The organism is Dactylosporangium sp. NPDC005555 (genome assembly GCF_040605635.1).
Classification (GTDB): domain Bacteria; phylum Actinomycetota; class Actinomycetes; order Mycobacteriales; family Micromonosporaceae; genus Dactylosporangium.
Map to the genome: position 1 here is coordinate 25,987 of NZ_JBEXDG010000030.1, position 13,361 is coordinate 39,347.

Here is a 13,361-nt window from a genome sequence, read left to right on the forward strand (position 1 = left end):
TGCCTGTCATGATCCTCGTGCTCAACAGCGGCTCGTCGTCGGTGAAGTTTCGCGTCGTCGACGTCGCGGATCCGTCGGCGGGGCAGCGCGGGACCGTCGAGCGGATCGGTGAGCCCGGTGGCGTGCCCGACCACGCGGCCGCCCTCGAGGAGATCCTCGGCGGGCTCGACACCTCCGGGATCGACGCCGTCGGGCACCGGGTCGTGCACGGCGGCTCCCGGTTCACCGAGCCGGCCCTCGTCGACGACGCGATGCTGTCGGTACTGCACGAGCTGACGCCGCTCGCACCGCTGCACAACCCGGGCGGCATCGCCGGCATCGAAGCGGCCCGCGCGGCGCTGCCCGGCGTGCCGCACGTCGCCGTGTTCGACACCGCCTTCCACGCGACGCTGCCTGCCGCGGCCCGCACCTACGCGCTGGACCGCGACCTCACGGCCCGGTTCGGGATCCGCCGGTACGGGTTCCACGGGACCTCGTGCGACATCGTGTCCCGCCGTACCGCGGAACTGCTCGGCCGCCCGCTCGCCGAGCTCAACATGATCGTGCTGCACCTGGGCAACGGCGCCAGCGCCACCGCGATCCGGGGCGGTGCGAGCGTCGAGACGTCGATGGGCCTCACCCCGCTCGAAGGTCTCGTCATGGGCACCCGCTCCGGCGACGTCGACCCGGCCGTCCTGAGCTACCTGCACCGCGCCGCGGGCCTGTCCTCCGCCGCCGCCGAGGAGCAGCTGCAACGCCACGGCGGGCTGAAGGGGCTGTCCGGCGCCAACGACATGCGCACCGTCCTGTCCCGCCGCGCCGCCGGCGACCCGGACGCGTCACTGGCCTTCGACGTGTACTGCCACCGCATCCGCAAGTACGTCGGCGCGTATCACGCCGTGCTGGGCCGCCTCGACGCGATCGTCTTCACGGCGGGTGTCGGCGAGCACGCGGCTCCGGTCCGCGCGGCTGCGCTTGAAGGCCTGTCCTCGTGGGGGATCACGGTCGACGCGGACCGCAACGCTGCGCACGCTTCGGTGATCTCCCCGGACGACGCCCGCGTGACGGTCTGCGTGGTGCCGACCGACGAGGAACTCGCCATCGCCGAGCAGGTCCACGCACGGCTGGGCCCGTAGTTGACCTTGGAGACTTTGACTCACCCTGGCGAGCCAAAGTCTCCAAGGTCAACTACCGCCGGCGCATCCCCGGCCGGCCGCTCACACCGCGCATGCCGGTCGCCGCGCTGGGTGACGTCATGGAATGGGCCGGACGCAGGGTAAACTACGGTGTGTAGCGTCGTCGGAGATCAATTTCCTGCGGCCGGGTAGGCTCGGTTGTGAAGCGGTCAGGCACGCCGGCCCCGATCTGACTCCAGTCGATGCTTCGCCGGCAGCCCGGACCTGCTCGGCTTCCAGGACGTCATCGGCAGGCCACGCGCGACCACCGAAGCGCTCGAAACGCCAACGCCGATGCGGTCGAAACGCCGTCGCCGTCGCCGTCGCCGTCGCCGTCGCCGTCGCAGATGCGGTCGCGGTCGCGGTCGCGGATGCCGTGGTGGCTGGCTTGGGTCAGCGCCAGCCGCGGGGGTGGTTGGCGGTCCTGGGGCCGCTGCCGCGGGTGGTGGCGCCGGCGGCTTCGGCGAGGACGTCGGCGAGGTCGTCGAAGCCGTCGCGGACCAGGCCCACGGTGACCCGGACGTGGTCGCTGTCGAGGTGGCTGACCTCGAACGGGGCGCCGGGGGCGACCGCGATCCCGTGCGCGGCGAGGGTCAGCATCGCCACCTGCTGGTTGGCGACGGCCATCCAGAGGTTGATGCCATCGCCGGCGGTGGCGGTCACGCCGCGGGTGTCGAGGGCGTCGAGCAGGAGGGTGCGGCGGCGGGCGTACTCGTCGCGGGCGTGCGCGATCTGGTCCACTGTGGACGGATCGGTGAGGAGCTCGACGAGGACGGCCTGGAGCAGGCGGCTGGACCAGCCCGGGCCGAGGAGGCGGCGGTCGGTGACGGCGGTGACCACGTCGGCCGGGCCGCCGATCGCGGCGAGGCGCAGGTCCGGGCCGTGGCTCTTGGAGAAGCTGAGCACGTGCACGGTGCGGTCGGGCAGGCGGCGGCCGAGGCTGACCGGGGGCGCGGTGGCGATGTCGCCGGCGTGGTCGTCCTCGATGATCGTGACGGCGGGGTGGCGGGCCAGGACGCGGGCGAGCTTGTCGGCGCGGGCCTGGGTCATGCTGGCGCCGGTCGGGTTGTGGGCGCGGGGCTGCAGGTAGACGGCGACCGGATCGTAAGCGGCCAGTGCGGAGGCGAGGTCGTCGGGGCGCATCCCGTGCTCGTCGATGGCGACGCCGACGACCGTGGCGCCGACCGCCTCGAGCAGGTCCAGCATCGGCGGGAACGCGGGGTTCTCCACCAGGACGTGGTCGCCGAAGCGGATGACGGTGCCGGTGATGCGGTCGAGGGCGTCCATGGCGCCGTCGACGACCGTGATCTGGGCAGGGGGGAACGGCCAGCGGGAACGCAGCACGGTCTCCAGTGAGGGCAGGACGGCGCCGTCGAGGTAGCTGGTGGTCAGCCGGGCGTCGCCGATGCGGCGCAGCGCGTCGGTCAGGGACGGCAGCAGGTCGTAGTCGGGCACGCCGGTCGAATAGTCCCGCACGAGACCCGCGCCGAGCTCGCCGACGCGGCCGCCGAGCTGCGCGTACCGCAGCCGCTGGCGGGGCAGCGAGGGCGTGGCGACGAACGTGCCGGAGCGGCCGCGGGTCTGGATGGCGCCGGCGCGGGCCAGGCTGCGCCACGCCTCCGACACGGTGGTGGGGCTGATGCCGAGCTCGCGCGCGACGTCCCGGACGGTCGGCAGGCGGGAGCCCGCGGGCAGCGTCCCGGCGGTCACCAGCCGGCTGACGGCGGCGGCGATTCCCCGGGCGCTGCGGTCGTCGACCGCCCCGGCGATGAGCGCGAGCAAATTACATCTCCGAAACATTCTGTAACGCTTGGACCATTGTCCGCCTAGATTTGTGTCGTTAGTGTCCTACGGCATCCGACCCGATACAAGGTCAAAGCCGCAGAAGCCGCAGCAGGACACAGTGGACTGGCCAGAGAGGGGCAGCCATGGCAGACGTCATCCGCGCCGCGATCGTTCAGACGAGCTGGACCGGCGACAAAGAATCGATGATCAAGGCGCACGAGGACTACGCCCGGCAGGCCGCAGCGCAGGGCGCGAAGGTGATCTGCTTCCAGGAGCTGTTCTACGGACCGTACTTCTGCCAGGTGCAGGACAAGGCGTACTACGAGTACGCCGAGTCCATCCCCGGCCCCACCACCGAACGCTTCCAGGCCCTGGCGAGTGAGCTGGGCATGGTGATGGTGCTGCCGATGTACGAGCAGGAGCAGCCGGGCGTGCTGTACAACACCGCCGCCGTGCTCGACGCGGACGGCCGGTACCTCGGCAAGTACCGCAAGAACCACATCCCGCAGGTGAAGGGGTTCTGGGAGAAGTTCTACTTCCGGCCCGGCAACCTCGGCTACCCCGTCTTCGACACGGCGGTCGGCAAGGTCGGCGTGTACATCTGCTACGACCGGCACTTCCCGGAGGGCTGGCGCGCCCTCGGGCTGAACGGCGCGCAGATCGTGTTCAACCCGTCCGCGACCAGCCGCGGCCTGTCCGCGTACCTGTGGCAGCTGGAGCAGCCGGCGAGCGCCGTGGCCAACGAGTACTTCATCGGCGCGATCAACCGCACCGGCATCGAGGACCTCGGCGAGAACGACTTCTACGGCACGTCGTACTTCGTCGACCCCGAGGGCAAGTTCGTCGGCGAGGTCGGCGACGCGCACAACCCCGAACTCATCGTCCGTGACCTGGACCTGGGTCTCCTCGCCGAGGTCCGGGACCGATGGCAGTTCTACCGGGACCGCCGCCCGGACGCGTACGAGGACCTGGTGAAGCCGTGAGCGGCGCGCAGCGCGGTGGAGACGCCGCTCACCGGGAAGCTCAGCGTCTTGAGCGCTGCCGGAGCGAAGCGGAGGCGGCGCGATGATCCTCATCAAGGGCGGGACCGTGATCGGTCCCACGGGTGCGATCCCGGCGGACGTCCTCGTCGTCGGGGAGCAGGTGTCGGCCGTGTTCGCGCCGGGCCAGGGTCCGGCCGAGGGTGACTTCGAGACGATCGACGCGACCGGCAAGTACGTCATCCCGGGCGCCGTCGACGCGCACACCCACATGGAGCTGCCGTTCGGCGGCACGTTCGCCAGCGACACGTTCGACACCGGCACCCGCGCCGCCGCGTGGGGCGGCACCACCACCATCATCGACTTCGCCGTCCAGCGCACCGGCGAGGTCGTCCAGGACGGGCTCGCCGCGTGGCACGGCAAAGCCGACGGTAACTGTCACGTCGACTACGCCTTCCACATGATCCTCGGCGGCGTCGACGACGAGTCGCTCAAGGCGATGGACACCCTCGTCACCGATGAGGGCATCACGAGCTTCAAGCTGTTCATGGCGTACCCGGGTGTCTTCTACAGCGACGACGGCCAGATCCTGCGGGCGATGCAGAAGGCCCGCGACAACGGCGCCATGATCATGATGCACGCGGAGAACGGCCCCGCCATCGACGTGCTCGTGAAGCAGGCCCTGGAACGCGGCGAGACCGACCCGATCCACCACGGCCTCACCCGTCCCGAGGCCCTGGAGGCGGAGGCGACCAGCCGCGCCATCTGGCTCGCCGGGGTCGCCGCCGACTGCCCGCTGTACATCGTGCACCTGTCCGCCAGCAAGGCCCTCGAGCAGGTCGCCGCCGCCCGCGACCTCGGCCGCAACGTGTTCGCCGAGACGTGCCCGCAGTACCTGTACCTGACCCTGGAGGACCAGCTCGGCGCGCCCGGCTTCGAGGGCGCCAAGTGGGTCTGCTCGACGCCGCTGCGCAGCAAGCACGGGACGCACCGCGCCGACCTGTGGCAGGGGCTGCGCACCAACGACCTGTCGGTCGTGTCCACCGACCACTGCCCCTTCTGCTTCAAGGACCAGAAGGAGCTCGGCGTCGGCGACTTCTCGAAGATCCCCAACGGCATCGGCAGCGTCGAGCACCGCGTCGACCTGCTGTACCAGGGTGTCGTCGACGGCAAGCTCAGCCTCGCCCGCTGGGTGGAGACGATCGCCACGACCCCCGCCCGGATGTTCGGCCTGTATCCGCGCAAGGGCATCATCGCGCCCGGCTCCGACGCGGACATCGTCCTGTACGACCCGGCGGCCCGCACCCGCATCGGCGTCGAGACGCACCACATGAACATGGACCACTCCGCCTGGGAAGGCTACGAGATCGCCGGGAAGGTCGACACCGTCATGTCCCGCGGCCGGGTGATCGTCTCCGGCGGCGCGTACCACGGCGCCAAGGGCCATGGGCAGTTCGTCCGCCGCGGACTCTCCGACTACCTGATCTGAGGGCAACACACATGCGTGAGATCAAGCATTGGCTCGACGGTGCCGCCGTCGAGGGCACCAGTGGCAGGCAGTTGCCGGTCTGGGACCCGGCGACCGGCGAGCAGCAGGCATACGTGGTCGCCGCCACCGCCGACGAGACGAACAGGGCGGTCGCCAGCGCCCTGAAAGCGTTCCCCGCGTGGCGGGCGGCGTCGCTGTCCCGCCGCGCCGAGGTGATGTTCCGGTTCCGCGACCTCGTCGACGCCAACCGCAAGGAGATCGCGGCGCTGGTCAGCAGGGAGCACGGCAAAACGGAAGCCGACGCCGGCGGCGAGGTCGCCCGCGGCCTGGAGAACATCGAGTTCGCGACCGGCGCCCCGCACCTGCTCAAGGGCGGCTACAGCGAGCAGGCGTCCAACGGCGTCGACGTGTACTCGATCCGTCAGCCGCTCGGTGTCGTCGCCGGGATCACCCCGTTCAACTTCCCGGCGATGGTCCCGATGTGGATGTTCGCCAACGCGCTCGTCTGCGGCAACACGTTCGTGCTCAAACCGAGCGAGAAGGACCCGTCCGTCTCGCTGCTCCTCGCCGACCTGCTGCGCCAGGCGGGCCTGCCCGACGGCGTGTTCAACGTCGTGCAGGGCGACCGGGAGGCCGTCGAGACGCTGCTGAGCCACCCGGACGTGCAGGCGCTGAGCTTCGTCGGCTCCACCCCGATCGCGAAGGCCGTCTACGAGGCCGGCACGAAGGCGGGCAAGCGGGTCCAGGCGCTCGGCGGCGCGAAGAACCACATGGTCGTCCTGCCCGACGCGGACATCAACAGCGCCGCGGACGCCGCCGTCTCCGCCGGGTACGGCTCGGCCGGCGAACGGTGCATGGCGATCTCGGTCGTCGTCGCCGTCGGCGCCGTCGCCGACCCCCTGGTCGCCGCGATCAGCGAGCGGATCGGCCGGATCGCGGTCGGCCCGGCCAGCGACCCGTCCGCGGAGATGGGCCCGCTCATCACCCGCGAGCACCGCGACAAGGTCGCCGGCTACCTGGAGAACGCCGGAACGGCCGAGGTCGTCGTCGACGGCCGGGACGCCCCGGTCAGCAGCGGCCCCGGCTTCTTCCTCGGCGCGTCCCTGGTGGACAAGGTCAGCACCGATTCCCCGCTGTACAAGGACGAGATCTTCGGCCCGGTCCTGTCCGTCGTCAGAACAGACACCTACGACGAGGCGCTGAAACTCGTCAACGACAACGAGTACGGCAACGGCACCGCCATCTTCACCCGCGACGGCGGCGCCGCCCGGCAGTTCCAGTACGACGTCGTCTGCGGCATGGTCGGCGTCAACGTGCCCGTCCCGGTGCCGGTCGCCTACTACAGCTTCGGCGGCTGGAAGTCCTCGCTCTTCGGCGACCTGCACATGTACGGGCCCGAAGGCATCCAGTTCTACACGCGCAGCAAGGTCGTCACCTCGCGCTGGCCCGACCCGGCCACGTCAGAGGTCGACCTGGGCTTCCCCAAGGTGAGGTGACGCATGGACGTAGGGGTGGTGCTCCAGTGTGACCCGCCTGCGATGCAGGTGGTGGAGCTCGCGAAACAGGCCGAGGCGGCCGGGTTCAGCCACGTGTGGACGTTCGACTCGCACGTGCTGTGGCAGGAGCCGTTCGTCATCTACAGCAAGATCCTCGCCGACACCGAACGGGTGATCGTGGGGCCGATGGTCACCAACCCCGGCACCCGCGACTGGACCGTGACCGCGTCGCTGTTCGCCACCCTCAACGAGATGTACGGCAACCGCACCGTCTGCGGCATCGGCCGCGGTGACTCCGCCGTGCGGGTCCTCGGCAGCCGGCCGACGACCCTCGCCGAGCTGCGCGAATGCGTCCAGGTCATCCGGGAGCTCGGCAACGGCCGGCAGGCCCACCTGCGCGACCGGGACCTGCAGTTCGCGTGGGCGCCGGACAGCCGCCTCGAGGTGTGGGTCGCCGCGTACGGGCCGAAGGCCCTGGCGCTCACCGGCGAGGTCGGCGACGGGTACATCCTGCAGCTCGCCGACCCCGACATCGCCGCGTGGATGATCAAGGCGGTGCGGGACGCGGCGGCGAAGGCCGGCCGCGACCCGGCCGCGATCAAGTTCTGCGTCGCGGCGCCCGCCTACGTCGGCGATGATCTCGCGCACCAGCGGGAGCAGACCCGGTGGTTCGGCGGGATGGTCGGCAACCACATCGCCGACATCGTCGAACGCTACGGCAGCGACGGCGCCGTCCCGACCGCCCTGACCGACTACATCAAGGGCCGCAAGGGCTACGACTACGCCGAGCACGGCCGGGCCGGCAACACGCACACCGACTTCGTGCCCGACGAGATCATCGACCGGTTCTGCGTCCTGGGCCCGGTCGAGGAGCACCTGAGGCGTCTCGCCGAACTCAAGGACCTCGGCGTCGACCAGTTCGCGGTGTACCTGCAGCACGACGCGAAATCCTCGACGTTGCAGGCGTACGGCGAGCACGTCATCCCGGCATTCTCCGCATGAGAAGGATCCTCGGTGCCCTCGGGGGGCTGATCGTCTTCGCCCTGTTGTGGGAGGGGTACAAGGCGGTCGGCAACCCCGAGGGCACCGCGGTCCTCGGGGTGAAGGTCCTGCCCCGCGCCGACGACCTGTCCATGCCGCACCTGTGGACGGTCGCGCAGCGCCTGGGCCGGCCCGAGCTGACCGGCGGCCGGCCCGTCTGGCAGGTGGTGTTCGACGCGTGCCTGTTCACCCTGGGTGTCACGGCCGTCGGTTTCGTCGCCGGTACGGTCATCGGCTTCGTCCTCGCGACGCTCATGCAACGGTTCCGGGTCGTGGAGCGGGGGCTGCTGCCGTACGTCGTGCTGTCGCAGACCGTTCCGCTCGTCGCCCTGGCGCCGCTCGTCGCGGGCTGGAGCGGGGCGCTGTCGTTCGGCCCCTACCCGTGGCAGGACTGGATGACGGTCGCCGTCATCGCCGCCTACCTCGCGTTCTTCCCCGTCGCCGTCGGGCTGCTGCGCGGCCTGCAGTCCCCGTCGGACGCGGGTGTCGAGCTGATGCGCAGCTACGCGGCCGGCTGGTGGCGCACCTACGGCAAGCTGCGGCTGCCCGCCGCGCTGCCGTTCCTGTTCCCCGCGCTGCGGCTCGCCGGTGCCGCCGCCGTGGTCGGCGCGGTCGTCGGCGAGATCTCCACCGGCACCCGCGGCGGGATCGGCCGGCTCGTCATCGAATACTCCAGGGAGGCCACCTCTGACCCCGCGAAGGTCTACACCGCCATGCTCGGCGCCGCCGTCCTCGGCCTCGTCGTCGCCGGCGTCGTCAGCCTGCTCGAGCTCCCCCTCATGCGTCACCGGCGTCGAGTGGAGGTGAACGTCATATGACGGCGGTCTCGATCACCGGTGTCAGCAAGGTGTTCAACCAGGGTCGTCCCGGCGAGGTCCGTGCACTGTCCGATGTGGACCTCACCGTCGGCGGTGGACAGTTCGTGTCGCTGATCGGGCCGTCCGGGTGCGGCAAGAGCACCCTGCTGCGGCTCATCGCCGACCTCATCGACCCTACCTCGGGCAGCGTCACCGTCGCCGGGAAACCGGCCGCGCAGGCCCGCCGCGACCAGGAGTACGGCATCGCCTTCCAGCAGGCCGGCCTCTTCGAGTGGCGCACGGTGCGGCGCAACGTCGAGCTGCCCCTCGAACTGCGCAAGGTGGGGCGCGCGGAGCGCCGCACCAGGGCCGAGGAGATGCTCGCGCTCGTCGGCCTCGCCGACTTCGCCGGGCACTACCCGGCGCAGCTGTCCGGCGGTATGCAGCAGCGGGTCGCGATCGCCCGTGCGCTGGCCGTACACCCGCCGCTGCTGCTGATGGACGAGCCGTTCGGTGCCCTGGACGAGATGACGAGGGAGCGGCTGCAGGGGGAGCTGCTGCAGATCTGCGCGAAGACCGGCACCAGCACGGTGTTCGTCACGCACTCGATCTCCGAGGCGGTGTTCCTGTCCGACAAGGTCGTCGTCATGTCCGCCCGGCCCGGCCGGATCACCGCGACGATCGACATCGACCTGCCCGGCCGCGACGAGGCGGCCAGGCAGTCCCCGGCCTACTTCGAACACGTCACCGCCGTGCGGAAAGCGCTGCGGGCGTGAGCGGCCAGCGGAGCGCCTCGGGCCGCGAACCGGTATGGCAGGTTGGCTCAGGCCGACGCTGGAGCGCAGCGGAGGTGGCGGCATGAAATACGTCAGATCGGTCCTGCCGCCGGTGCTGGTCGGCGTCCTCGGCCTCGCGCTGTGGGAGCTGATCGTCAAGGCCGGCCGGGTCGCGCCGTTCATCCTGCCGGCGCCGTCGGCGATCTGGGCGCAGCTGGTCGAGCAGCGCGGCAACGTCGTCGACGCCGCCCTCGCCAGCGGCGCCAACGCCCTCGTCGGGCTCATCGGCGGCACCGTCGTCGCGGTCCTCGCCGCGCTCGCCACGAGCCGGTCGAAGCTGCTCAGCGACGTCGCGGTGCCCTACGCCGCCGTCGTCAACGCGCTGCCGATCATCGCGCTCGCCCCGATCCTCAACAACATGTTCGACTCCACCAGCAGCCTGCCGCGGCGTCTCGTCGCCGGGATCATCGTGTTCTTCCCGGTCTTCATCAACACGCTGCGCGGGCTCCGGGAGGTCGACCCGACCCACCGCGAGCTGATGGCCAGCTACGCGGCGGGCAGCTGGACGTTCGCCCGGCTCGTGCGCCTGCCCGGCGCGCTGCCCTACGTGTTCACCGGACTGCGGCAGGCGTCCTCCCTCGCCGTCATCGCCGCGGTCGTCGCCGAGTACTTCGGCGGCCTGCAGGACGGGCTGGGGGCGCGGATCACCTCCGCCGCCGCGTTCACCGCGTATCCCCGAGCGTGGGCGTTCGTGGTCGGCGCCTGCGCCCTCGGCCTCGTCTTCTACCTGACCACGCTCCTGCTGGAGCGTCTCGCAATGCCCTGGAAGACGCGTTCATAGCTTCCCCCGGAGGAACCCCCATGAGAAGAACCAGGTCCCTCATCAGTGTCGCCGCCGTCGCCGGCCTGCTCCTGGCCGGCTGCGGTACCGCTGACACACCATCGACGACAACCACCGGTGCCGGTGGCCTCACCACCGTGAAGCTGCAGCTGCAGTGGTTCTTCCAGGCCCAGTTCGCCGGCTACATCGCCGCCGTCGACAAGGGCTTCTACAAGGAACAAGGGCTCGACGTGCAGCTGCTCGAAGGCGGCGTCGACATCGTCCCGCAGACCGTCCTCGCCACCGGCAAGGCCGACTACGCCGTCGCCTGGGTACCGAAGGCCCTGGCCTCACGGGAGCAGGGCGCCGGGATCACCGACGTCGGGCAGATCTTCGCCCGGTCCGGCACCTACCAGGTCGCGTTCGCCGGCAGCGGCATCAAGTCGCCGGCGGACTTCAAGGGCAAGAAGGTCGGCAACTGGGGCTTCGGCAACGAGTTCGAGCTCTTCGCCGGCATGACCAAGGCCGGGCTCGACCCCGGCAAGGACGTCACCCTCGTGCAGCAGCAGTTCGACATGCAGGCGCTGCTGAAGAAGGAGATCGACGTCGCGCAGGCCATGTCCTACAACGAGTACGCGCAGCTGCTGGAGGCCACGAACCCGGCGACCGGCGCGCTGTACAAGGCGGAGGACTTCTCGATCATCGACTGGAAGACCGTCGGCAGCTCGATGCTGCAGGACGCCGTGTGGGCCAACACCGACAAGCTCGGGGACAAGGCATACCAGGAACAGACGGTCAAGTTCCTCACCGGCACCATCAAGGGCTGGGCGTACTGCCGGGACAAGCCCGACGAGTGCCGCGACATGGTCGTCGCGAAGGGCTCCAAGCTCGGCAAGAGCCACCAGCTGTGGCAGATGAACGAGGTCAACAAGCTCGTGTGGCCGGCCGCGAAGGGCATCGGCATCATCGACGAGACCGCCTGGAACCAGACCGTCGACATCTCGATGACGACGAAGAACCAGGTCGGTGACACGGTCCTGAAGAAGAAGCCCGAGGGCCTGTCCTACACCAACGACTACATGCAGAAGGCCGTCGACGCGGCGAAGGCCGCCGGCGTCGACGTGCTCGGCAGCGGGTTCGCCCCGCAGACCGTCACCCTGACGGCCGGCGGCGCGTAACCATCGTCCAGTGCGGTGGTGACCGCCCGGGGTGTCCGACGACGCTCCCCGCGGCCACCACCGCACCCGTGCAGGTCCGTCACCCCCGGTCGCGGCGGCGCACGCGTCGCCGGTGGACGAGCACCGCGGCGAGCATCGCGCCGCCGACGAAGACGCACATGCTGCTGACGTAGACGACCGGGTTGGACCGGGCGCCGAACCCGGGGTCGCCCGGCGGCAGGAACGACCCGGCGATCGCGAGGGACGCGGCCACGTCCAGGTCGCGGACGCCGGCCGGGGTCCGCAGCACCTCCCGGACGCCGTCAGGGCGGATCTCGACGAGCCGGGCGCCGGACGAGCCGAGGTCCGTGTACGGCCCCCACGCCGTGGTCCAGGAGTTCTCCAGCGACACCGCGCCCGGGGCGGGGACACCGGCGACGGCGACGGCGGTGCCGTCGGCGCGCCAGCCGAGCAGCCGCAGGTAGCGGGCGTCGAAAACCGGGGCGAGCGCGCGGTCCGCGAGCACCGTGCCGTCGGCGCCGGCGTGCAGCGCGACGGTCCACACATCGTTGGTGCGCGTCGCCGTCGCGAAGGCCGAACCGTCCGGCAGCCACGCGCCGGGGCCGGTGAGCACGCCGTCGGCCCAGCGCAGCAGGTACAGCAGCCTCGACGTGCGCAGGTCGTAGACGGAGACCGCCTGATTCGTCATCAGCGCCAGCCGGTCGTTGCCGGGGGCGACCGCGGCCGAGAACCCGGGCACCACCCAGGACCCGCCGACGTCGACGCGGGCGACGTCGGTGTGCCGGGCCAGGTCGTGCACGCCGACGGTGCCGCCGGACTGGTATACGACCAGCGTGCCGTCGGGCGAGAACGCCCGCACCTCGCCCGGCACCCGGATGTCGGCGCCGCCGGTGAGCGAGCTGACCGTGCCATCGTGGGCGATGCGGGTGCCGTCGGGGGACAGCAGCACCTCGAAGCCCGGCGCGGCGTAGACGGCGCCGCCGAGGACCCGGACGCGGTCGCCGTCGGCGCTCAGCCCGGCCAGGCGGCCCTCCTGCCAGTCGCCGGTCGTCGCCGGCCCGCCGTAGACGGCGGCGGTGACCCCGAGCCCGCCGCTGCCCGTGTACCAGGGGGGCACCGGCAGCTCGGTCGCGATGCCCGGCCCGGAGCCGCCGGCCGGCACGGACGGGCCACCGCCCGCCCGGACCGCCCAGCCGGCCCCGACGACGACGAGCAGCACCGCCACGGCCGCGAGCGCCGCCGCCCGCCGCCCCCGGTGCCTGGCCCGCGCCGCCTCGTAGAACCCGTCGGGCAGCGAGCCGCGCGGCGCCCGGTCGGCCAGGGCGCGCAGCCCCGCACGGACATTGGTCATGTGGTCACCTCCAGGACCGTGGTCAGTTCGGGGGCCAGGATCCGCAGCCGGTCCAGGGCGTGCCGGGTCTGGCTCTTCACCGTGCCGAGCCGCACCCCGAGCCGCGCCGCGGTCTCCGCCTCGGTGCAGTCCTCGTAGAAGCGCAGGACCAGCACCGCCCGCTGCTTCGGGGTCAGCCGGGCCAGGGCGTGCCGCATCACCATCGCCAGCTCCGGCTCGCCGCCCGGCGGCGCGGGACGCTCCGGCGGGTCGCCGGTCAGCGTCTCCGGGACCCGTGACCCGCGCCGCCGCCACCAGCTGACCGACTGCGTGTAGAGGACCCGCCGGGCGTACGCGGCCGGGTCGTCGATCCGCTGCCAGCGCACCGCCAGCTTCGCCAGGACCGTCTGCACGAGGTCCTCGGCGTCCTGGCGGTCACCGGTCAGTAGGTACGCCGACCGGGTCAGCGCATCGAGCTCGCCCCGGACGAAATCGTCGAACGTCACCGTGTCCCC

Annotated in this window: 12 protein-coding genes; 9 read left to right on the forward strand and 3 right to left on the reverse strand. The window is 71.3% G+C overall.

Annotated features, from left to right (window positions below):
- Window positions 1–8 precede the first annotated feature (8 nt).
- Window positions 9–1,115 (forward strand): acetate kinase, encoded by a 1,107-nt coding sequence (locus tag ABZS58_RS29615; RefSeq protein ID WP_354786500.1) that lies wholly within the window; start codon window positions 9–11, stop codon window positions 1,113–1,115.
- 432 nt (window positions 1,116–1,547) lie between these two features.
- On the opposite strand, the gene ABZS58_RS29620 is transcribed toward ABZS58_RS29615, so the two are convergent.
- Window positions 1,548–2,936: an aminotransferase class I/II-fold pyridoxal phosphate-dependent enzyme gene (locus ABZS58_RS29620; protein ID WP_354786501.1), complete on the reverse strand. Its 1,389-nt coding sequence runs from the start codon at window positions 2,934–2,936 to the stop codon at window positions 1,548–1,550.
- A gap of 146 nt (window positions 2,937–3,082) precedes the next feature.
- On the opposite strand from ABZS58_RS29620, the gene ABZS58_RS29625 reads away from it, so the two are divergent.
- From ABZS58_RS29625 to ABZS58_RS29660, 8 genes are all read left to right on the forward strand, one after another.
- On the forward strand, window positions 3,083–3,922 hold the full coding sequence (locus ABZS58_RS29625) for a nitrilase-related carbon-nitrogen hydrolase (protein WP_354786502.1): 840 nt from the start codon (window positions 3,083–3,085) through the stop codon (window positions 3,920–3,922).
- Window positions 3,923–4,004: 82 nt separating this feature from the next.
- Window positions 4,005–5,408, forward strand: a complete 1,404-nt coding sequence (gene hydA / locus ABZS58_RS29630) for a dihydropyrimidinase (RefSeq protein WP_354786503.1) — start codon at window positions 4,005–4,007, stop codon at window positions 5,406–5,408.
- Window positions 5,409–5,419: 11 nt separating this feature from the next.
- The gene (locus ABZS58_RS29635) at window positions 5,420–6,904 is read left to right on the forward strand and encodes a CoA-acylating methylmalonate-semialdehyde dehydrogenase (RefSeq protein WP_354786504.1); all 1,485 of its coding nucleotides are present in this window, start codon (window positions 5,420–5,422) and stop codon (window positions 6,902–6,904) included.
- Window positions 6,905–6,907: 3 nt separating this feature from the next.
- The gene (locus ABZS58_RS29640; RefSeq protein ID WP_354786505.1) at window positions 6,908–7,906 is read left to right on the forward strand and encodes a TIGR03842 family LLM class F420-dependent oxidoreductase; all 999 of its coding nucleotides are present in this window, start codon (window positions 6,908–6,910) and stop codon (window positions 7,904–7,906) included.
- On the forward strand, window positions 7,903–8,763 hold the full coding sequence (locus tag ABZS58_RS29645; RefSeq protein WP_354786506.1) for an ABC transporter permease subunit: 861 nt from the start codon (window positions 7,903–7,905) through the stop codon (window positions 8,761–8,763). Before ABZS58_RS29640 ends, ABZS58_RS29645 begins: the two co-directional genes overlap by 4 nt.
- Window positions 8,760–9,518 (forward strand): ABC transporter ATP-binding protein, encoded by a 759-nt coding sequence (locus tag ABZS58_RS29650; RefSeq protein ID WP_354786507.1) that lies wholly within the window; start codon window positions 8,760–8,762, stop codon window positions 9,516–9,518. The genes ABZS58_RS29645 and ABZS58_RS29650 overlap by 4 nt, the downstream gene beginning before the upstream one ends.
- 82 nt (window positions 9,519–9,600) lie before the next feature.
- Complete coding sequence (locus ABZS58_RS29655; protein WP_354786508.1) at window positions 9,601–10,359, forward strand: ABC transporter permease; 759 nt, start codon at window positions 9,601–9,603, stop codon at window positions 10,357–10,359.
- Window positions 10,360–10,379: 20 nt separating this feature from the next.
- The gene (locus ABZS58_RS29660) at window positions 10,380–11,516 is read left to right on the forward strand and encodes an ABC transporter substrate-binding protein (protein WP_354786509.1); all 1,137 of its coding nucleotides are present in this window, start codon (window positions 10,380–10,382) and stop codon (window positions 11,514–11,516) included.
- 79 nt (window positions 11,517–11,595) lie between these two features.
- Here ABZS58_RS29660 and ABZS58_RS29665 read toward each other — a convergent pair whose 3' ends face one another.
- Both ABZS58_RS29665 and ABZS58_RS29670 read right to left on the reverse strand, forming a co-directional pair.
- Entirely contained in the window at window positions 11,596–12,867 is a 1,272-nt protein-coding gene (locus tag ABZS58_RS29665) for a hypothetical protein (RefSeq protein WP_354786510.1), read from the reverse strand.
- A complete protein-coding gene (locus ABZS58_RS29670; RefSeq protein WP_354786511.1) occupies window positions 12,864–13,352 on the reverse strand; it encodes a SigE family RNA polymerase sigma factor in 489 nt (162 codons plus the stop codon). Before ABZS58_RS29670 ends, ABZS58_RS29665 begins: the two co-directional genes overlap by 4 nt.
- Window positions 13,353–13,361: the final 9 nt, after the last annotated feature.